The organism is Kitasatospora sp. NPDC059722 (assembly GCF_042733235.1).
GTDB lineage: Bacteria > Actinomycetota > Actinomycetes > Streptomycetales > Streptomycetaceae > Kitasatospora.
In genome coordinates, this window is the sequence record NZ_JBHWGD010000022.1 from 36,917 (window position 1) to 55,118 (window position 18,202).

19 protein-coding genes are annotated in these 18,202 nt (G+C 74.3%); 12 read left to right on the plus strand and 7 right to left on the minus strand.

Annotation, left to right across the window (positions count from 1 at the left end):
• The first annotated feature begins 234 nt into the window (after window positions 1–234).
• Genes ACFV4F_RS16775 through ACFV4F_RS16785 form a run of 3 tightly spaced genes read left to right on the plus strand, consistent with a single transcriptional unit; the run spans window position 235 to window position 3,196 of the window.
• Complete coding sequence (locus tag ACFV4F_RS16775; protein ID WP_380438167.1) at window positions 235–1,209, plus strand: ABC transporter ATP-binding protein; 975 nt, start codon at window positions 235–237, stop codon at window positions 1,207–1,209.
• Entirely contained in the window at window positions 1,206–1,928 is a 723-nt protein-coding gene (locus ACFV4F_RS16780) for an ABC transporter permease (protein WP_380438169.1), read from the plus strand. The genes ACFV4F_RS16775 and ACFV4F_RS16780 overlap by 4 nt, the downstream gene beginning before the upstream one ends.
• Window positions 1,929–1,936: 8 nt before the next feature.
• The gene (locus tag ACFV4F_RS16785) at window positions 1,937–3,196 is read left to right on the plus strand and encodes a sensor histidine kinase (protein ID WP_380503114.1); all 1,260 of its coding nucleotides are present in this window, start codon (window positions 1,937–1,939) and stop codon (window positions 3,194–3,196) included.
• A gap of 104 nt (window positions 3,197–3,300) precedes the next feature.
• On the opposite strand, the gene ACFV4F_RS16790 is transcribed toward ACFV4F_RS16785, so the two are convergent.
• A complete protein-coding gene (locus tag ACFV4F_RS16790) occupies window positions 3,301–3,897 on the minus strand; it encodes a hypothetical protein (RefSeq protein ID WP_380438173.1) in 597 nt (198 codons plus the stop codon).
• 353 nt (window positions 3,898–4,250) lie between these two features.
• Between ACFV4F_RS16790 and ACFV4F_RS16795 the strand changes: the two genes are divergently transcribed.
• The 3 genes from ACFV4F_RS16795 to ACFV4F_RS16805 are packed head-to-tail and all read left to right on the plus strand — an operon-like array spanning window position 4,251 to window position 7,157.
• Entirely contained in the window at window positions 4,251–4,841 is a 591-nt protein-coding gene (locus tag ACFV4F_RS16795) for a TnsA-like heteromeric transposase endonuclease subunit (RefSeq protein WP_380438175.1), read from the plus strand.
• Complete coding sequence (locus ACFV4F_RS16800) at window positions 4,838–6,535, plus strand: Mu transposase C-terminal domain-containing protein (protein ID WP_380503117.1); 1,698 nt, start codon at window positions 4,838–4,840, stop codon at window positions 6,533–6,535. Before ACFV4F_RS16795 ends, ACFV4F_RS16800 begins: the two co-directional genes overlap by 4 nt.
• Entirely contained in the window at window positions 6,528–7,157 is a 630-nt protein-coding gene (locus ACFV4F_RS16805) for a response regulator transcription factor (RefSeq protein WP_359963282.1), read from the plus strand. Before ACFV4F_RS16800 ends, ACFV4F_RS16805 begins: the two co-directional genes overlap by 8 nt.
• Window positions 7,158–7,215: 58 nt before the next feature.
• Here ACFV4F_RS16805 and ACFV4F_RS16810 read toward each other — a convergent pair whose 3' ends face one another.
• Complete coding sequence (locus tag ACFV4F_RS16810) at window positions 7,216–8,088, minus strand: transglutaminase family protein (RefSeq protein ID WP_380438180.1); 873 nt, start codon at window positions 8,086–8,088, stop codon at window positions 7,216–7,218.
• A 57-nt stretch (window positions 8,089–8,145) separates the two neighbouring features.
• Window positions 8,146–9,162, minus strand: a complete 1,017-nt coding sequence (locus ACFV4F_RS16815; protein WP_380503120.1) for a GNAT family N-acetyltransferase — start codon at window positions 9,160–9,162, stop codon at window positions 8,146–8,148.
• Window positions 9,163–9,293: 131 nt separating this feature from the next.
• Between ACFV4F_RS16815 and fdxA the strand changes: the two genes are divergently transcribed.
• Both fdxA and dapC read left to right on the plus strand, forming a co-directional pair.
• Window positions 9,294–9,620, plus strand: coding sequence for a ferredoxin (gene fdxA, locus ACFV4F_RS16820; protein WP_030061559.1), 327 nt, complete (start codon window positions 9,294–9,296; stop codon window positions 9,618–9,620).
• 20 nt (window positions 9,621–9,640) lie between these two features.
• Window positions 9,641–10,792, plus strand: coding sequence for a succinyldiaminopimelate transaminase (dapC, locus tag ACFV4F_RS16825; RefSeq protein WP_380503123.1), 1,152 nt, complete (start codon window positions 9,641–9,643; stop codon window positions 10,790–10,792).
• Window positions 10,793–10,893: 101 nt separating this feature from the next.
• Here the strand turns inward: dapC and ACFV4F_RS16830 are convergent, their stop codons facing one another.
• Both ACFV4F_RS16830 and ACFV4F_RS16835 read right to left on the minus strand, forming a co-directional pair.
• Window positions 10,894–11,667, minus strand: coding sequence for a hypothetical protein (locus tag ACFV4F_RS16830; RefSeq protein WP_380503125.1), 774 nt, complete (start codon window positions 11,665–11,667; stop codon window positions 10,894–10,896).
• Between the two features lie 292 nt (window positions 11,668–11,959).
• Window positions 11,960–13,024: a hypothetical protein gene (locus ACFV4F_RS16835; RefSeq protein ID WP_380503127.1), complete on the minus strand. Its 1,065-nt coding sequence runs from the start codon at window positions 13,022–13,024 to the stop codon at window positions 11,960–11,962.
• A 145-nt stretch (window positions 13,025–13,169) separates the two neighbouring features.
• On the opposite strand from ACFV4F_RS16835, the gene dapE reads away from it, so the two are divergent.
• A complete protein-coding gene (gene dapE / locus ACFV4F_RS16840; protein ID WP_380438190.1) occupies window positions 13,170–14,246 on the plus strand; it encodes a succinyl-diaminopimelate desuccinylase in 1,077 nt (358 codons plus the stop codon).
• A gap of 113 nt (window positions 14,247–14,359) precedes the next feature.
• Entirely contained in the window at window positions 14,360–15,169 is an 810-nt protein-coding gene (locus tag ACFV4F_RS16845) for a TIGR00730 family Rossman fold protein (protein WP_380438192.1), read from the plus strand.
• A 69-nt stretch (window positions 15,170–15,238) separates the two neighbouring features.
• Here ACFV4F_RS16845 and folP read toward each other — a convergent pair whose 3' ends face one another.
• Entirely contained in the window at window positions 15,239–16,051 is an 813-nt protein-coding gene (gene folP, locus ACFV4F_RS16850; RefSeq protein WP_380438276.1) for a dihydropteroate synthase, read from the minus strand.
• 118 nt (window positions 16,052–16,169) lie between these two features.
• Between folP and ACFV4F_RS16855 the strand changes: the two genes are divergently transcribed.
• Together ACFV4F_RS16855 and ACFV4F_RS16860 are read left to right on the plus strand one after the other, a co-directional pair.
• Entirely contained in the window at window positions 16,170–16,640 is a 471-nt protein-coding gene (locus ACFV4F_RS16855; protein ID WP_380438194.1) for a DivIVA domain-containing protein, read from the plus strand.
• The gene (locus ACFV4F_RS16860; RefSeq protein WP_380438196.1) at window positions 16,637–17,257 is read left to right on the plus strand and encodes a DNA-3-methyladenine glycosylase I; all 621 of its coding nucleotides are present in this window, start codon (window positions 16,637–16,639) and stop codon (window positions 17,255–17,257) included. The genes ACFV4F_RS16855 and ACFV4F_RS16860 overlap by 4 nt, the downstream gene beginning before the upstream one ends.
• A gap of 8 nt (window positions 17,258–17,265) precedes the next feature.
• Here the strand turns inward: ACFV4F_RS16860 and ACFV4F_RS16865 are convergent, their stop codons facing one another.
• Window positions 17,266–18,066 (minus strand): enoyl-CoA hydratase-related protein, encoded by an 801-nt coding sequence (locus ACFV4F_RS16865; RefSeq protein WP_380438198.1) that lies wholly within the window; start codon window positions 18,064–18,066, stop codon window positions 17,266–17,268.
• Between the last annotated feature and the right edge of the window lie 136 nt (window positions 18,067–18,202).

Consider the following 18,202-nt stretch of genomic DNA (forward strand, 5'->3'; position numbering starts at 1 on the left):
GTATTCTATCGGTGTCGGCGGGGGTGGGCTTGTCGCGGGGGGGGTGCGCGACACCCCCACTGACCGGGGGCGGGGGGGGGGGGCGCGCGTGGGGGGCCCCCCCCCCCCCCGGCATGACATCCGTCATACGGAACGCACGACGGCGGACACTGCCGCCGTACCCGGCCCGCGCGGGACTCTGAGGTGGTGCGAACGGCACCGGACGCGACACCACCAGGGGACAGGAGCAGGGCGATGGGCACGGATGTGGCCGCCTTCCGCGGCGTCGGCAAGAGCTACGGGCGGGTACGGGCCGTCGACGGGCTGGACCTCGTGCTGCGGCCGGGCGAGACCGTCGCCCTGCTCGGGCCCAACGGCGCGGGCAAGTCGACCAGCCTCGACCTGCTGCTCGGCCTGCGGGAGCCCGACCAGGGCACCGTCTCGCTGTTCGGCACCGGCCCGCGCGAGGCGATCGCGGCCGGGCGGGTCGGCGCGATGCTGCAGAGCGGCGGGCTGATGGCCGACGTCAAGGTCCGTGAACTGGTCAAGCTCGTCTGCGACGTCCACCCGCGCGGCCGCGCGGTCGCCCAGGTACTGACCGACGCGGGGGTCACCGAGCTGGCCGAGCGCCGGGTCGACAAGCTGTCCGGCGGCCAGGAGCAGCGGGTCCGCTTCGCCCTCGCGATCGCCGGCGACAGCGACCTGATCGTGCTGGACGAGCCCACCACCGGCATGGACGTCACCGTCCGGCAGGCGTTCTGGGCGAGCATGCGCGCCCAGGCCGACGCCGGGCGGACGGTGCTGTTCGCCACCCACTACCTGGAGGAGGCGGACTCGATCGCCGACCGCGTCCTGGTCCTGCACCGGGGCCGGCTGATCGCCGACGGCACCTCCGCGGAGATCAAGGCGCGTGCGGGCGCCCGCCGGGTGGCCTTCGAGCTCCACGACGCCGACCTCGCTCCGGACGCCGGCCCGTTCGACGGCGGCGTGCTGCGCACCCTGCCGGGCGTGCAGTCCCTGGACGTCACCGCCCGCGTGCCCGGCGTGCGGACGGTCCGGATCCGGACGGCGGACGCGGACGCGAGCGTCGCCGGGCTCTACCGGGCGGGCCTGTACCCGCGCGGACTGGAGGTCACTGGGCTGGGCCTGGAGCAGGCCTTCCTCACCATCACCGGCGAGCAGGACGACCGCGACGACCGGAACGCCGCCCCGAAGGAGACCGTGCGATGACCACCCTGATCCAGCTGGAGATCCTGCGGACCTTCCGCAACCGGCGCTACCTGTTCTTCACCGTTGCCTACCCGGCGCTGATGTACTTCTTCTTCATCCACGCCTACGGCTCCGCCAACCAGGCGGGCGGCCTCCCGGTGAAGACCTACTTCATGGTTTCGATGGCCACCTTCGGCGCGGTCGGCGCGGTGCTCACCGGCAACGCGCAGCGGATCTCGCTGGAGCGCAAGAGCGGCTGGACGCGTCAGCTGCGGCTGACGGCGCTGCCGGGCCGGGCGTACACCGTCGGCAAGATCGCGGCGAGCGCGGTGACCACGCTGCCGGCGATCCTGGTGGTGTTCGCGGTCGGCGCGAGCCAGGGCGTGTCGCTGGGCGCCGCGCAGTGGATCGGCCTCGCGGCCGCGCTGTGGCTGGGCAGCTTCGTGTTCGCCGCGCTCGGCGTGGCGCTCGGGTACGCGGCGGCGCCGGACTCGGTGCAGCCGATCGTGATGATCACCTACATGGCGATGGCGCTGCTCGGCGGCACCTGGTTCCCGGTGAGCGGTTCGCTGGAGAAGTTCGCCCGCTTCAACCCGGTGTTCCTGTACAACAAGCTGGCCGCCTTCACCCAGCCCGGGCACTCGCTGGACACCGTCGCCGTCGCGGGGCTGGCCGCCTTCCTCGCGGTGTTCGTCGCCGCCGCCACCGCCTTGTACCGGCGCGACACCCGACAGGCATGATGATCCACATGGACGACACCCGCCGCACCCACCGCACCGACGAGCAGCCGGAGGTGGGTGTGGCGCGCGCGTCGTTCATGAACGTCCCCGGATCCCCGGTGGAGACCAGGCGGCAGATGCTGGTCAAGGTCGCCTGGATGCTGCTGTGGATGCTCTACCTGGCCTACCCGGCGGGCGAGCTGCTGCGCGGCGGCCACAGCGAGGCCGCCCGGGTCTTCGGCTGGGTGTGCCTGGTCGGCTTCGTGGCCGCCTACGTCCTGCTGGTGATCTTCCGCTCGACGGCGGGGATGAAGCCGCGGGCCTGCCGGGTGATCGTCGCGATGATGGTCGTGCTCGCGGTCGTGGCCACCTTCGTCCTCGGCGGCACCTTCCTGACGCTCTTCATCTACGCCTCGGTCTGCCTCGCGATCATCACGCCGGTGCGGCTCGCGCCGCGCGCGCTCCTCGGCATGGCGGTGCTCACCGGCGCCACCGGCCTGGCCGTCGACGCCGGTTCGGACGCCACCACGACCTTCGCCCTCAGCGCCTTCCTCTCCGGCATCGCGATGACCGGCCTGCAGCGGCTCGTCGCCACCATGAAGGAACTGCGCGAGGCCCGGGCCGCCGTCGCGCACCTGGCCGCCTCCGAGGAGCGGCTGCGGCTCGCCCGCGACCTGCACGACCTGCTCGGGCACTCGCTGTCGCTGATCACGCTGAAGAGCGAGCTCGCCGGGCGGTTCATGGACGCCGGGAAGGACGAGGCGGCGCGGGCGCAGGTCGCGGACATCGAGCAGGTGGCGCGGCAGTCGCTGATCGACGTCCGGGAGGCGGTGACCGGCTTCCGCCGGCCCACCCTGCCGGTCGAACTCGCCGCCGCCCGCACGGCGCTGGCCGCGGCGCAGGTACGGCTGGACGCGTCGCCGGAGCTCGTCGACAGCTGGCCGGGCCTCGCCACCGAGGAGGCGGGCGCGCTGGCCTGGGCGCTGCGCGAGGCCGTCACCAACATCGTCCGTCACGGCGAGGGCGCCACCGTCTGCACCGTCACCGCCGACACGGCGTGGGAGGACAGCGGCGAGCGCTTCGCCGTCCTGCAGATCACCGACGACGGGCGCGGCCCGGGCAAGTCCCAGCCGGGCAACGGCCTCTCGGGCCTGGACGAGCGCCTCGCCCTCGTCGGCGGCCGCCTGGAGAGCGGCCCGGGGGAGCGCGGCAAGGGCTTCCGGCTGCGCGCGATGGTGCCGCTGCGCGAGGTGCCGGCGCCGGTGACGCCGACGGCCGAGCGGTCGTAGGGGGAACGCAGAGGAGCCCGTGCGCGGGTGCGCACGGGCTCCTCCTGCTCACGGTGGGCGGACCGAGCCCCACGGGGTGCCGCCGGTCACCCCGGCCGCTGCGGTCAGCCGCAGGAGCTCGCCACCGCGCCGAGGCCGCTGATGTCGCCGAAGGCCGCCAGCAGGGCCTTCATGCGCTGCTCGAAGTTCTTGCCCTTGATGAGCACCTTGGCGAGCTTCACCACGCCGCCGAACTTGCGGATCTTCGAGACCGCGAGCGCGTTGCCCGCGATGAAACCGCCGACGGCACCCACGCACTTGGCCAGGTGCCAGGCGTCGCCCCAGCCCCAGAACTGCGGGGTGACGGCGCCCTCCGGTGCGCCGGTTCCGGTCGCGTCGTCCGAGGACGCGTCGTCCGACGCCGCGGTGAGGTAGGCGAGGGCCGACGCCTGGGCGTCCTCGTCGTCCGGGTACATCGCCTGGACGACCTGGTCGAGCGAGGCGTCCTCCGGCAGGTCCGCCAGGCGGTCCTCCAGCCCGTCCTCGACGATCGTCGGGGCGGGCGTGCCCTCGAAGGCCTGGGCGAGGGCGTGCGCCTCGACGGTGGCCTGCGCGAGCCGGACGTTGTGCTGCTCGGTGGCGCTCGCCATGCCCGCACCACTGCCCAGTGCGAGAGCGGTGACGACCGTGACGGCGGCCATGCGGAGCTGGTTCTTGGTCACTTTCGTTTCCCTGTCTGTTGTGCGCACACAGGGGTCCTCGTATCCGTTCGGGAGGAAGTGCACAACCGCGAGCAGGATCCCCCGAATTGCGGCGCCGAAGCCCCCGAGCGCGCCGATCCCCGTCGGTCCGGGACGATCACGGATGATCGCGCCCCCGGCGGTGGTCGAGCCCGCCGGTCCGGACGAGTGGAAAACGTAGCGGAAACCGGTGACCAAGGCCCGTAAATGAGGGTGACCGGACCAACGTGATAGTGCAATTGTCAGCGGGGGACTGCTACTTGATAGTGGTCCGGACTGCACGGGTCCGAGAATCGGGGGAAGCGGCTGTGCCTGCGCACGGGGGAGACGCGACGTTGACGGCGGGGCCGGCCCGGGAGTCCGGGCCGGACGCCTACTGGTCCGCCACGACGGGTGACCTGGTCGAGTACCGGACCGGACTGGAGCGCGCCTGGCTGACGCTCCTCGACTTCGACCCGGGGATCACCGCCTTCGCCACCCGGCCGCTGCGGTTCGGGGCGGTCGACGACGACGGCCCGTGGCGGCACGCCCCGTTCGTCCTGGCGCGCCGCGCCGACGGCCGGAGCCTGGTCCTGGAGACCGACGAGCCGGCGCCCGGGCACCGGGCCGAGCGGGTCCGGCGCGCCTGCGCCGAACTGGGCTGGGACCACCGCCGGGTGGGCGAGCCGGACCGCCAGCGCTGGGCGAACGTCGAGTTTCTCTCCGGCGCGAGACGCCCGGTCCACCTCGGTGCGGAACTCGCCCCCCGGCTGCTGCGACTGGCCCGCGGCGGCACCACGATCGGCGGCCTGCTGGCCCGCATGCCGTACCCCGACCTGGCCCGCGGCGTGCTGTTCCACCTGATGTGGCACCACCGCGTGGTCGCCGACCTCGACGTACCCCTGCGGGAGGCGACCCTCGTCACGACCGCCGGGGAGCCGGCGTGACCCCGGCCACCCGCGGACCGTTCCGGCTGCACTGCGGCGCCCGGCTCTGGCTCGACGGCCGGCCGCACACCGTCACCGGCATCACCGACGACACGGTCCGGCTCCGCGCGGACACCGGAGCGCTCACCCTGATCGGCGCCGGCGCCCTGCTCGCCGAGCCCACCTTCCGGCCGTACGGCCAGGCACCGGACGGCACGGTCCCCGAGGAGGGCCGCCCGGACGCTGGCGCCCTGCTGGACCGGCTGAGTCCCCAGCAGTGGCGCGAACTCTTACGGGCCCAGGAGCACCTCCTGGAACTCACCACCGGCTACCGCTCCGGCTGCCCGGACGACTCCAGGCCGGACGAGCCCCGGGCCCAGTACGCGCCGGGGCTCTCCCTGACCCGCCGGGTGGAGAGCAAGGCCGCCGAACTCGGCTACGCGCCGGTGCAGATGTGGCGGCGCCTGAAGCGCTGGCGGGAGGAGGGCCTGTGGGGGCTGGTGGACCGCCGCTCGCTGCGCCGCTTTGGCCCCGCCGGCCCGGCGGGCGCACCCGCGAAGCCCGACCGGGCCGAGCCGCCGGAGAGCCCCGGCCTGCCCCTGGTGGCGGACCGCCCCGGCGCGGTGGTGCTGGTCGACACCGTCCCGCTGGACGTGAGCGCCGTCGACCCGGCCACCGGCGCCGTGACCCCGGTCGGCCTGACCGCCGCCGTCGACCTCTGCACCCGCAGCCTGCTGGGCTGGCGCCTGCTGCCGGGCGGTGCGGGGCCGGTGGACGCCGGGCTCGTGATCGCCGACGCCCTCGTGCCCGAGCCGATGCGGCCGGGCTGGCCGGACGATCTGCGGCACCGGACGCTGCGGCTGCCCTGCGAACCGCTGCTGGCGGCGGACGAGCGGTTCGCGGCCGCCGCGGCCCGTCCGGTGGTCTTCCCCGAGCGGATCGTCGTCGACCGCGGCGCGGCGGTCGTCCCGGAGACGGTCAAGGACGTCTGCCGCCGCTACGGCATCGTCGTCCAGGGCGGCCGGGCGTACCCGCCGGCCGGCAAACCCCAGGCCGTCGCCGCCCTCGCGCACGTCCGGGCGCAGTTCGCCGCCCACCTCGCCGGCCGCGGCGAGGAGCCGGACCGCCCCCGGACGACCGGCGAACTGGAGGAGCTCTTCGCCGAGTACGCCGTCGCCGGCTACCAGCGCCGCCGCCAGCCCGGACTGGCCCTGCCCGGCCTGCCCGGCCCCGACCTCAGCCCGAACGAGGCCTACCGGCTCGCGGTCCACCGTTGCGGCTACATCGCCGCCCCGCGCGATCCGGCGCTGTTCCTCGAACTCCTCCCGATCCACTGGGCCGTGATCCGCCCCGACGGGGTGCACAAGGACGGCCTGCGCTACGACGGCCGCGCGCTGCGGCGCCACGTCGGACGGCCGTCGCCGTACCCCGGGGGCCGGTGGCCGATCCGCTACGACCCCCGCGACCCCGGCCGGGTCCACTTCCACGACCCGGGCACCGGGACGTGGTCGGCGCTGGCCAGGACCTCCGGCCCGGGCGGGGTCGAGCCGTTCGCGGACCTGACGCCGGCTCTGCGGGAGGTCCTCGCCCACCGCGGCGCCCGCACCGGCGCCGTCCCCGCGCAGCGCGGCCCGCTGAGCCGGGAGCGGGCCGCCGAACCGGCCGGCGGACTCCCGGGGGAGCAGGCCGCCGTGCCAAGATCAGCCAATGAGTGACGATCAGAACGGCCCCTCGATCCGCGTGCTGCTGGCCGAGGACCAGGGGATGGTCCGGGAGGCGCTGGCGGCGCTGCTCGGACTGGAGGGGGACATCGACGTCGTGGCGCAGGTGGGCCGCGGCGACGAGGTGGTGGCGGCGGTGCTGGCGAACGACGTCCAGGTCGCCGTACTGGACATCGAGATGCCCGGCATGACGGGCATCGAGGCGGCGGCGAAGCTGCACCGGGAGGCGCCGGGGACGAAGGTCGTGATCGCGACGACCTTCGGGCGGCCCGGCTACCTGCGGCGGGCGATGGAGTCAGGCGCGGACGCGTTCCTGGTGAAGGACGCGCCCGCCTCCGAACTCGCCGAGGCGATCCGCCGGGTGCTGCGCGGGGAGCGGGTGATCGACCCGGCGCTGGCCGCCGCCGCGCTGGCCGAGGGCGCCAACCCGCTGACCGCCCGCGAGCGGGACGTCCTCGGGGCGGCGGCGGACGGCGCGGTGAACGCGGACATCGCCAAGCGCCTGCACCTGTCCGAGGGCACGGTCCGCAACTACCTCTCGATGGCGATCCAGAAGACCGAGGCCCGCAACCGCACCGAGGCGGTCCGCATCGCCCGCGAGAAGGGCTGGCTGTAGTCCGTCGGTCGAGTCAGTCGAGTCAGTCGAGTCAGTCGAGTCAGTCGAGTCGGTCGAGTCAGTTGAGCCGGTGCCGGGCCGCCCTGGCCTCCTGGCGGACCTTGGCCGCCGCGTCCGGGTCGAAGGCGTCGAGGATCTCGGCGTAGGCGTCCATCTCGGCCGAGCCGCCGAGGAAGTCCCCGGTCCGGACGAGGAGTTCGGCGCGTTCGAGGCGCAGCTGGGCGGGGTGGCGGGGGAGCAGCAGGGCGAGTTCGGTGGCCCAGAGCTGGGTGCGGGCGTGTTCGGGCCGTTCGGAGGCCCAGGCCCGGATGTTGCCGAGGACGCGGTGGACGATGTCGAGCGGCTGGGCGGGGGTGAGCAGCGCGGGCGCGAAGGGGTGCCCGGTGGCCTCGACGAGGCGCTCGGCGTCGCCGGGGTCGAGCAGCCGTCCGCCGTGGAAGGGGTCGGCCAGGACGTACTCCTCGCCGCCGGCCGGGCCGCCGACGGCGACGATGAAGTGGCCGGGCAGCGCGATGCCGTGGACGGTGAGACCGGCCCGCCGGCCGACCGCCATCCACACCAGGGACAGCGTGATGGGCAGCCCGCGCCGCCGCCGCAGGACCTCCGGCAGCAGCGAGGACTCCAGCCGCCGGTAGTCGGACTGCCGCCCGTGGAACCGCTCCCGCCCGCCGAGGACGGCGGCGAGCAGGGCGGCGGTCTCCTCGGGCCCGGCGGGGGCGCGTTCGGCGACCGCGAGGCGGACGGCGGCGGCGTGCCGGTCGAGGGCGGCCCCGCACGCGGCGAGCAGGGCGTCGAGGCCCGGCGGCTCGCCGGGGTCGTCCGGGTCGGTGAGGGGGCCGTGTTCGGCGGCGGCGAGCAGGCAGAGCAGCACGGGGTCGGGCTGTTCGGCGCGGGCGGCGGTCCGGAAGCGGTCTCTGCTCTGCTCGGTCACGGTGACGGCGACGGCTTTCCTACGGCGGGCGGGCGATCGGGCAAGCGGTGGCCTGGGCTACCCCTGGGGCGGCCGGGCGTAGTGGTAAGTGTGACTGGTCGTGAAGCCGAGTCCGTCATAGAGCGCGACCGCACCGTCGTTGTCCGCCTCGACCTGCAGGTAGGCCCCGGTGGCGCCCTCCTCGGCGGCGCGGGCGGCGAGCACCGCCATGACGGCCGTGGCCAGCCCGGCCCGCCGGGCGTGCGGCTGGACCTCGATGGCGCCGAAGCAGGCCCACGCGCCGTCGACGACGCAGCGTCCGATGGCCAGCGGCGGCTGTCCCGCGGCGCCGGGCACGGTGGCGAACCAGACCGAGGGCCCGCCGTGCAGGACCCGCCGGGCGGCCTCGCGCACCGCCGGGTCCGCGCTCAGCTTCCCGTACAGGGACATCCAGTCGGGCCCGGCCGTGCGGGAGAGCCGCACCCGGTCGTGCCCGGAGCCGATCCTGGCGAGTGCGGCCAGCGGGGCGGTGCGCACCAGCGTCGGCGACTGCGCGGGGCCGAGCAGTTCGCGCAGCCCGTCCGCGGTGCCGGGCGTGACGACCTCGACGAGGGTGGGCAGTTCGCGCTCGGCGTACCAGTCGCGGACGGCGGCCAGTGCCGCCGGCAGCGGCAGCCCGGGGTCGCCGAGCGCCTGGACGGAGTTGGCCCGCTGGGTGAACCCGGCCGAGGCGCGCAGGGTCCACTCGCCGAGCGCCTCCTGCTCGACGCCGGGCCAGCCGCGCGCCGCGATCCGCTGGAGCTCGACCGGCGTCGCGGCCGGCAGCGGGGCCCGTCGGGCCGGGAAGAGCGGGACCACCTTGCCCGCGACCAGCAGTTTCTCGGGGAAGGAGACCGGCTCGCCCGCGCGGGGCACGACCGTCAACCCGTGATCGTCCCACGATGTGAGCACGCCGATCACATCACGGAAGACCGGCCGGTCGTCCACGAACCCGGACAGCCGCCGGGCGGACACGCGTCGTCCCACGTCGGAGCGATCTATCCGGACCTCCGGACGGTCCTGCGGACGGCTGCTTTCCGGGCCGCCTGCCGTCATCTGGGCACCTCCTGTGCATTTGCGGTCTCCGACCCGCGATACTAGGGGCGGGCATCGACGACGCCGCGCTCACCGCGCACGCGAGCAGAACAGAACGGGCCGCCAGGGCCCTTCCGAGGAGGAACGACAGCGTGACTTACGTCATCGCGCAGCCTTGTGTCGACGTGAAGGACAAGGCGTGCATCGAAGAGTGCCCGGTTGACTGCATCTACGAGGGCGAGCGATCGCTCTACATCCACCCGGATGAGTGTGTCGACTGTGGCGCTTGCGAGCCGGTCTGCCCGGTCGAGGCGATCTTCTACGAGGACGACACTCCGGAGGAGTGGAAGGACTACTACAAGGCGAACGTCGAGTTCTTCGACGACCTCGGTTCGCCCGGTGGCGCCTCGAAGCTCGGCCTGATCGAGCGTGACCACCCGTTCATCGCCGCTCTGCCGCCGCAGAACGCCGACCACTGACGATCGGTGGCATCTGAGCTGTGAGCACCGACAACAGCACGCGCGCGCCGTTCCCGGGCCACCCGGGGGCGGCGCGCCGCGTTTCGGACCGCCTGCCCGTCTTCCCGTGGGACAAGCTGGAGCCGTACAAGCGGACGGCCCTCGCCCACCCGGGCGGCCTGTGCGACTTCTCCGTCGGCACCCCCGTCGACCCGGTCCCCGAGGTGATCCAGAAGGCGCTGGCCGCCCACTCGGACACCCCCGGCTACCCGACCGTCTGGGGCCCGCTGGAGCTGCGCGAGGCGATCGCCGGCTGGCTGCGCCGCCGCTGCGGCGCCGAGATCGGCCCGCAGGCCGTGCTGCCGACCATCGGCTCCAAGGAGCTGGTGGCCTGGCTGCCGACCCAGCTCGGCCTCGGCCCGGGCGACCAGGTCGCCTACCCGCGCCTCGCCTACCCCACCTACGAGGTGGGCGCGCGGCTGTGCGGCGCGGAGCCCGTCGAGTACGACTCGGTGGACGAGCTGGACGGCTCGCGCGTGCGCCTGCTCTGGGTGAACACGCCGTCCAACCCGACCGGCCGGGTGCTCGGCGCGGACGAGCTGCGCCGCACCGTCGCGTGGGCCAGGGAGCACCGGGTGCTGCTGGTCAGCGACGAGTGCTACCTGGAGCTCGGCTGGGAGGCCGAGCCGGTGTCCGTCCTGCGCCCGGACGTGTGCGGGAGCGACCACGAGGGCCTGCTGGCCGTCCACTCGCTCTCCAAGCGCTCCAACCTGGCCGGCTACCGCTCCTCCTTCCTGGCGGGCGACCCGGTCGTGGTCAAGGAGCTGCTGGGGCTGCGCAAGCACGGCGGCATGATGGTCGCCGCGCCCGTGCAGGCCGCGACGATCGCCGCGCTGGACGACGACGCCCACGTGGCCGAGCAGCGGGAGCGCTACGCGGCCCGGCGCTCGGCGCTGCGGGCGGCGCTGGAGGCGTACGGCTTCCGGATCGAGCACTCGGAGGCGAGCCTCTACCTGTGGGCCACCCAGGACCGCCCGTGCTGGGAGACGGTGGCCGAACTGGCCGCCCTCGGCATCCTGGTGGCGCCCGGGGAGTTCTACGGCCCGGCCGGCGGGCAGTTCGTCCGGGTCGCCTTCACGGCGACGGACGAGCGGGTCGCCGCGGCCGTCGAGCGGCTGAACGCGGCGCGCTAGCGGGACCGCACGAAGGGCCGGTGTCCGCCTCGGACACCGGCCCTTCGCCGTCTTCGTCGTACGTCGTCGAGGCCCCGTCAGCGGGCCCGTCCGGGGGTGGCCTAGAGGCCGACGCCGCCGCCGTTCACGGCGCCCAGGAGGCCGCCGATCGGGCCGAGCGCACCGGTGACGCCGGACAGCGGGTTGTTCGGGCCGAGGTCGGCGCCGCCGAGGCGGTTGGCCGAGCCGTGCTCGGCGAGGCCGAGGACGTCGGCGCCGGGCACGGCGCCCGCCAGGCCGCCGGCCGGCAGCGAGCGCTCGACGGAGCCCAGCGGCAGCGCGTCGGTGACGGCGCTGGTGCTGGGCACGCCGTTGGTGAGGCTGCCGAGGCTGGGCACCTGCTTGGCGACCGAGCCGGTCTGGGCGAGCCCGCCGACCGGGCTGGCGGCGCTGCGGGTGCCCATGGCCTTGCCGGTGACGGCCTCGCCGAGCTTGCCGGCCAGCGCGGAGGCGACCTTCGGGGTGACGGCGGAGAGCTGCCCGGTGGTGGCGGCGGTCTGGTCGACCGGGGCGGTCAGCGAGCTGGCCTTCTCGTTCGCCTCGGGCAGCTGGTGGGCGACGATGTTGCCGGCGGCGTCGGCGGAGGCCGGTACGCCCGCGGCGACGGTGGCGGCGCCGGTGGTCCCGGCGGCCTCGCCGAGCTGGTGGGTGGTGTGCTGGAGGCTGGAACCCGCGTCGGTGTTGGTCAGCTGGCCCAGCGGAGCGGCGAGGTCGCTCTTGGGCAGCAGGGCGTCGCCGCCCAGGGCGGACGCGGAGCCGGCCGCGACCAGCGGGGTCGCTCCGGCCGCCACGACGAGCGCGGCCTGGGCGATCCGGCGCGTGAGGGGGTGAGACATGGGGCTCCTCGAAGGGTCTGGGTCCGTCCCGTCCGCCGGGTGGACGACCGGGCGGACGACGTTGTTACCGCTTGAGAAGCCAGAAGGTTTCGGCCGGTGCAAGGAAAGTGTCCGACCGACCATCGGATCGTATGACCGCGCGGGGGTGCCCTGGCGGAGCCCGTCGGAGCCCGTGGATCCTGCACCGGGCAAGGGGAGTGACGGTTCTCCGGCGGGGGTCGCCGGAACGGGCGGCCGGTCCACAAAGGTTGACCGGAATCACCCGTCCGGCGGCAACCCGTACGTCAGTGCGTCAGCTCTTGTCGGACGGCGCCAGGGTGACCTGGACGAGCTTGGTCGTCGTCCCCGTCGGCTGCGACTGCCAGCCGTCCTCCGACGAGGTCTTGCGCCAGATCTTCCCGTCGTAGGCCACCGTCGCGATGCCCAGCTGCTGCGCCTGGGCGACCGCCCAGTGCGCGACCTCCCAGCCGCTCGCCCGCTCGGCGGCCGCGGCGGCGTCGGCCCCGGCGTCCGCCGAGGTGGTCAGCGCGGCGGCGGACGGGTCCGGGGTCAGCGCGACGGCGTTCTCGGCCCCCTTGATCGACGACGTGTAGCCGGGGGCCGCGGCGACCGTGCGGCCGAACTCGCGGCGCACCCGGTCGGAGAGCACCTGGGTGCGGTCCGGCGCCGCCGCCGGGGTCGCGGAGGCGGACGCGGTCGGCGAGGCGGAGTCGGCGGAGTCGTCCGTTCCCGGCTTGGCGTAGTCGTGCACGACGCAGCTGAACGAGGCGGGCTCGCGGCCGGCCAGCGCCGAGGTGAGCAGCGTCGCCTTGGTCTCGTGCTTGGCGTACGCCTGCGGGTAGCCGCTCTTCTGCACCGCCTGGGCGGCGTCGGTCAGCGGCAGCCGGGTGTAGCCGGGCACCTTGACCAGGCCGTCCAGGAACTTGTTGGTCGCGTAGACCGGGTCCTGGATCTGCGCCGCGGTGCCCCAGCCCATCGAGGGGCGCTGCTGGAACAGGCCGAGCGAGTCCCGGTCGCCGCCGGCGAGGTTGCGCAGCTTGGACTCCTGCATGGCCGTGGCCAGCGAGATCGCCGTCGCCCGGTCCGGCAGCCCGCGCGAGCGGGCCACCGCGGCGATCGTCGCGGCGTTGGCGGCCTGCGACACCTCCAGGGTGCCCTCGCCGGTCGCGGTCTTCACCGTGCAGCCCTCGGGCTCGGTGCCCTTGAAACCGAACCACCAGATGCCGACCACGGCCGCCCCGCCGACGAGCGCGAGACCGAGCAGCCCGACGATCACGAGCAGCAGGGCACGCAGCGGCCCGCGGCGGGGGGGCTCCAATTCGTCGCCCTGGTCCTCGCTGCTCTTCTTCCTGGCCACCCTCGCCCCTCTCGCGCCTGCTTCTTGATCCGACACCGTACCCACTCGGACGGGTGTGCGGCGCCCCCCGGTTGCCGTTACGCTTCGCCGACCCTGTCACAGGACCGCTACGCAGGGTCTCCGCGGCGCGCACTAGGCTGGCGTCATGAGCAGCCCCGAGACGACGCCCCTGGACCTCACCCTCGACGGCGGCACGCTGACCGCCCGCCTCGTCGACTTCCCGTCCGTGAGCGGCGACGAGCAGCCGCTCGCCGACGCCGTGGAGGCCGCCCTGCGCGCCTACCCGCACCTGACCGTCGACCGGTACGGGAACAACGTGGTGGCCCGCACCCGCCTCGGCCGCTCCGAGCGCGTCCTGCTGGCCGGCCACCTGGACACCGTCCCGATCGCCGACAACGTGCCCTCGTACGTCGACGGGGATCTGCTCTACGGCTGCGGCACCTCGGACATGAAGTCCGGTGTCGCCGTCCAGCTGCGGCTCGCGGCCACGCTGCCCGAGCCCAACCGCGACCTGACCTTCGTGTTCTACGACTGCGAGGAGGTGGAGGCCCACCGCAACGGCCTCGGCCACCTCGCCAGGGAGCGGCCCGACTGGCTGGCCGCCGACTTCGCGGTGCTGCTGGAGCCCAGCGGCGGCGTCGTCGAGGGCGGCTGCCAGGGCACCCTGCGGGCCCAGGTCAGGCTCACCGGCGTGCGCGCCCACGCGGCCCGCAGCTGGCTCGGCGACAACGCCATCCACCACGCCGCCGAGGTGCTCTCCCGGCTCGCGGCCTACGAGCCGCGCCGGGTGGAGATCGACGGCCTGGAGTACCGCGAGGGCCTGAACGCGGTGCGGATCGACGGCGGCGTGGCCGGCAACGTCATCCCGGACGAGTGCGTCGTGACGGTCAACTTCCGCTACGCGCCGGACCGCAGCGAGGCGGAGGCGGAGAAGCACGTCCGCGAGGTCTTCGACGGCTTCGAGGTGACCGTCACCGACTTCGCCCCCGGCGCCCTGCCCGGCCTCGCCCAGCCGGCCGCGCAGGCCTTCCTGGCGGCCACCGGCGGCCAGGCCAGGGCCAAGTTCGGCTGGACCGACGTCGCCCGCTTCAGCGCGCTCGGCGTCCCGGCGGTCAACTACGGCCCCGGTGACCCGAACCTCGCGCACAAGCGGGAGGAGCACTGCTCGCTGAGCGCCATCGCCGAGGCCGAGGAGCGGCTGCGCGCCTGGCTCACCAGCTGACCGCCGGCCGCCCGGCAGCTGATCCGATCAGAAGCCGAACGCCATCTTCCGGTTCCCCAACCGACCTTCCCCCGTTGCCTGAAAACGGGGGAGGTCCGGCGTAGGGTTTCGTCATGACAGGCACCGGAGACGAGAAGCAGTACGGGCACGGCCCCGAGCAGGTCGGCGTGCCGCGGAAGAAGAAGGCCTGGCCGGAGAAGCAGAAGGGCCCGGTGCTGGTGCGCCGGGACCAGGTCGGCACGAGCACCACGGACCAGCGCCTGCTGGACACCACCGGGCCGACCGACTGGCTGCACACCGATCCGTGGCGGGTGCTGCGGATCACCTCGGAGTTCGTCGAGGGCTTCGGCGCCCTCGCCGAACTCCCGCCCGCGATCAGCGTGTTCGGCTCGGCCCGGACGCCGGTCGACTCGCCCGAGTACGAGTCCGGCGTGGCCATCGGCCGCGCGCTCGCCGAGGCCGGCTACGCGGTGATCACCGGCGGCGGCCCGGGGGCCATGGAGGCCGCCAACCGCGGCGCCTCCGAGGCCGGCGGCCTGAGCGTGGGCCTCGGCATCGAGCTGCCCTTCGAGCAGGGGCTCAACGAGTTCGTCGACCTCGGGCTGAACTTCCGTTACTTCTTCGTCCGCAAGACGATGTTCGTGAAGTACGCCCAGGGCTTCGTGGTCCTGCCCGGCGGGCTGGGCACGCTGGACGAGCTGTTCGAGGCGCTCACCCTCGTCCAGACGAAGAAGGTCACCCGCTTCCCGGTGATCCTCTTCGGCAGCTCCTACTGGGGCGGGCTCTACGAGTGGCTCAAGAACACCCTCGTCGCGCAGGGCAAGGCGGCCCCGCGCGACCTGGAGCTGTTCCACATCACCGACGAGATCGACGACGTCCTGAAGATCCTCGCCGACGCCCGCCGGCCGGTCAACGAGATCTGAGCCGACGGGATCCGAGCCGACGGGATCCGGGCAAGCGGGATCCGGGCCGACCGGATCCGGGCGCCGCGGTCAGGCCAGTCCCCGGCGGGCCACCGCCGGGGGCCGGGTGCCCCGGATCGAGGCGACCATGTCCAGCACCTGCCGGGTCTCGGCGACCTGGTGCACCCGGTAGACCCGCGCGCCCAGCCAGGCCGAGACGGCCGTCGTCGCGAGCGTGCCCAGCAGCCGCTCGTCCACCGGCTTGTCGAGCGTCTCGCCGACGAAGTCCTTGTTGGACAGCGACACCAGCACCGGGAAGCCGGTCGCGGTCATCTCCGGCAGCCGCCGGGTCGCCTCCAGCGAGTGCCGGGTGTTCTTGCCGAAGTCGTGCCCGGGGTCGATGATCAGCGCGTCCCGCCGCACGCCCAGCTCCACGGCCCGCTCGGCCAGGCCGACGGTCACCCGCAGGATGTCCGCCATGACGTCCTCGTAGCCCACCCGGTGCGGCCGGGTGCGCGGCTCGGCGCCGCCCGCGTGCGTGCAGACCAGCCCCGCGTCGTACCGCGCGGCCACCTCGGCGAGCTTCGGGTCCACCCCGCCCCAGGCGTCGTTCAGCAGGTCCGCGCCGGCCTCGCAGACCGCCTCGCCGACCTCGTGCCGCCAGGTGTCCACGCTGATCACGGCGTCCGGGTGGCGCTTGCGCAGCTCCGCGACGAACGGCACCGTGCGGCGCAGCTCCTCCTCGACGGTGACCTCGTCGCCCGGCCCGGCCTTGACCCCGCCGATGTCCAGGATCGCGGCGCCCTCGGCCACCGCCCGGTCGGCGGCCGCGAAGGCGGCCTCGTCCGCGAACGTCGCCCCCCGGTCGAAGAACGAGTCCGGGGTCCGGTTGACGATGGCCATGATCACCAGCTCGTCGTCACCGAATTCGCGCGGTCCCAGGCGCAGCGCCACCGATGTCTCCTCCACGGCTCCCCAGGGTGCGATGATGGCCCCCGGCCTCACTAGGGACCATGCTGTCATGATCAGCGCGGTCCGGGCACCTGACAGCAGGCCGGCCGGGAAGTCGGGAGGACAGCTCGTGTTCTGGGTGATCGTGGTCGCCATGGCCGTGGTGGTCGGCGGCGCCGCGCTGGTGGCGCTCGGCGGCGGCGGTTCGATGCCCGAGGCGGTTCAGGACCGCCTCGCGGCGCGGCTGCCGCAGGACCGTCCGCTGCACAAGACGGACGTGGACGACCTGCGCCTGCCGATGGCCGTGCGCGGCTACCGGATGGACGAGGTCGACGACGTCCTGGACCGCCTCGGCGCCGAACTCGCCTACCGCGACTCGCGGATCGCCGAACTGGAGGCCGCCGCCCACCTGCGCGGCGCGGTCGAGGCCACCACGGGACCCGACGCCGGCGCCGAACCGCTGCCGGGCCTGGAGGCGTTCGCCAAGGTCGTCGAGCCGGCCGGGGCGCCCGAGGACGCGAAGCCGGTGGAGGACCGGTGACCGGTCCGCAGGACGGCACCGTCCTCGGCGCCGACGGCCTGCGCCGCTGCGGCTGGGGCGACTCGACCGACGACTACCGGGTCTACCACGACACCGAGTGGGGCCGCCCGGTGCACGGCGACGACGCCCTGTTCGAACGGGTCTGCCTGGAGGCCTTCCAGTCCGGTCTGTCCTGGCTGACCATCCTGCGCCGCCGCGAGGGCTTCCGGGCCGCGTTCGCCGGTTTCGAGATCGCCGCGGTCGCCGAGTTCGGCGAGGCCGACGTCGAGCGGCTGCTCGCCGACGCCGGCATCATCCGCAACCGGGCCAAGATCGAGGCGGCCATCGCCAACGCCCGGGTCGCCCGCGGGCTCGACGGCGGCCTGGAGGAGCTGATCTGGGGCTTCGCCGGCGACCCGGACCGGCCGGCCCCCCGCACGCTCGCGGAGGTCCCGGCCGTCACGCCCGGGTCGACGGCGCTCGCGAAGGCGCTCAAGAAGGAGGGCTTCCGCTTCGTCGGCCCCACCACCGCCTACGCGCTCATGCAGGCCTGCGGCCTGGTCGACGACCACCTGGCGGCCTGCCACGTGCGCACCGAGCTCCGGAGCCCGTCCGGCAAGGCCCGGCGGCCCCGGTAACGCGGCGCTCAGCGGCCCCGGTAGGCGGGCTTCTCCTTGGCGATGAAGGCGCGGACCGCGATCCGGTGGTCCTCGCTCTCACCGGCCAGGGTCTGCAGCTCGTCCTCCTTGTCGAGCAGTTCGTCCAGCGAGTGCGAAGCCCCGTACGCCAGCGACTCCTTGATGGCGCCGTAGGCCACCGTCGGGCCCTCGGCCAGCTCGCGGGCGAAGACCCGTGCGGTGGCGGCCAGTTCCTCGGGCGCGACGACCTTGGTGGCCAGGCCCAGCTCCATCGCCTCGGTGGCCCTGACCGTCCGCGGCAGCATCAGCAGCTCGGTGGCCTTGGCGTGCCCGACCAGCCGGGGGAGCGTCCAGGAGGCGCCCGAGTCCGCGGTCAGCCCGATCCCGGCGAACGCGGTGTTGAAGCCGGCCTTCTCGGACAGGATCCGGAAGTCGCAGGCGAAGGCGAGCGAGGCGCCCGCGCCCGCCGCGACCCCGCCGACCGCCGCGACGGTCGGCTTGCGCATGCCCGCCAGCGCCCGCACCAGCGGGTTGTAGTGCTCGGCGACGGTCCGCAGCGCGCCCTCGCCGGTCTCGTCGGCCCGCTTGAGCATCGCGAGGTGTTCGTTGAGGTCCTGTCCGACGCAGAACGCGCGCTCGCCCGCCCCGGTCAGCAGCACGGCGCGCACCGCCGGGTCGGCCGCCGCGGCGGTCATCGTGTCCCGCAGCGCGACCTTCGTCGCGACGTCCAGCGCGTTCATCGCCTCCGGACGGTTGATCGTGATGACGGCCAGGCCGCCGTCCAGCTCGTACAGCACGGAATCGGACATGGGCGAGGGGTCTCCCTTGTGATCGCTGCGGTCTCGTCGGGTGTCAGGATGCCGGAGCACCGGGCCGCCTGGGGAGTGTGAGGTATCGCACCTTCCGGTGGTGTCCGCACCGCCGGCGTGCCGGGGCTTATGACGG

Excerpts from the sequence above, each read along its gene's own strand:
- dapE (WP_380438190.1), top strand. The coding sequence starts at position 13,170 with ATGAGCAGCCCCGAGACGACGCCCCTGGACCTCACCCTCGACGGCGGC.
- ACFV4F_RS16855 (WP_380438194.1), top strand. The coding sequence starts at position 16,170 with ATGATCAGCGCGGTCCGGGCACCTGACAGCAGGCCGGCCGGGAAGTCG.
- ACFV4F_RS16865 (WP_380438198.1), bottom strand. The coding sequence starts at position 18,066 with ATGTCCGATTCCGTGCTGTACGAGCTGGACGGCGGCCTGGCCGTCATC.
- ACFV4F_RS16830 (WP_380503125.1), bottom strand. The coding sequence starts at position 11,667 with ATGTCTCACCCCCTCACGCGCCGGATCGCCCAGGCCGCGCTCGTCGTG.
- folP (WP_380438276.1), bottom strand. The coding sequence starts at position 16,051 with ATGGCCATCGTCAACCGGACCCCGGACTCGTTCTTCGACCGGGGGGCG.
- ACFV4F_RS16785 (WP_380503114.1), top strand. The coding sequence starts at position 1,937 with ATGGACGACACCCGCCGCACCCACCGCACCGACGAGCAGCCGGAGGTG.
- ACFV4F_RS16845 (WP_380438192.1), top strand. The coding sequence starts at position 14,360 with ATGACAGGCACCGGAGACGAGAAGCAGTACGGGCACGGCCCCGAGCAG.
- ACFV4F_RS16775 (WP_380438167.1), top strand. The coding sequence starts at position 235 with ATGGGCACGGATGTGGCCGCCTTCCGCGGCGTCGGCAAGAGCTACGGG.
- ACFV4F_RS16780 (WP_380438169.1), top strand. The coding sequence starts at position 1,206 with ATGACCACCCTGATCCAGCTGGAGATCCTGCGGACCTTCCGCAACCGG.
- ACFV4F_RS16815 (WP_380503120.1), bottom strand. The coding sequence starts at position 9,162 with ATGACGGCAGGCGGCCCGGAAAGCAGCCGTCCGCAGGACCGTCCGGAG.
- ACFV4F_RS16805 (WP_359963282.1), top strand. The coding sequence starts at position 6,528 with ATGAGTGACGATCAGAACGGCCCCTCGATCCGCGTGCTGCTGGCCGAG.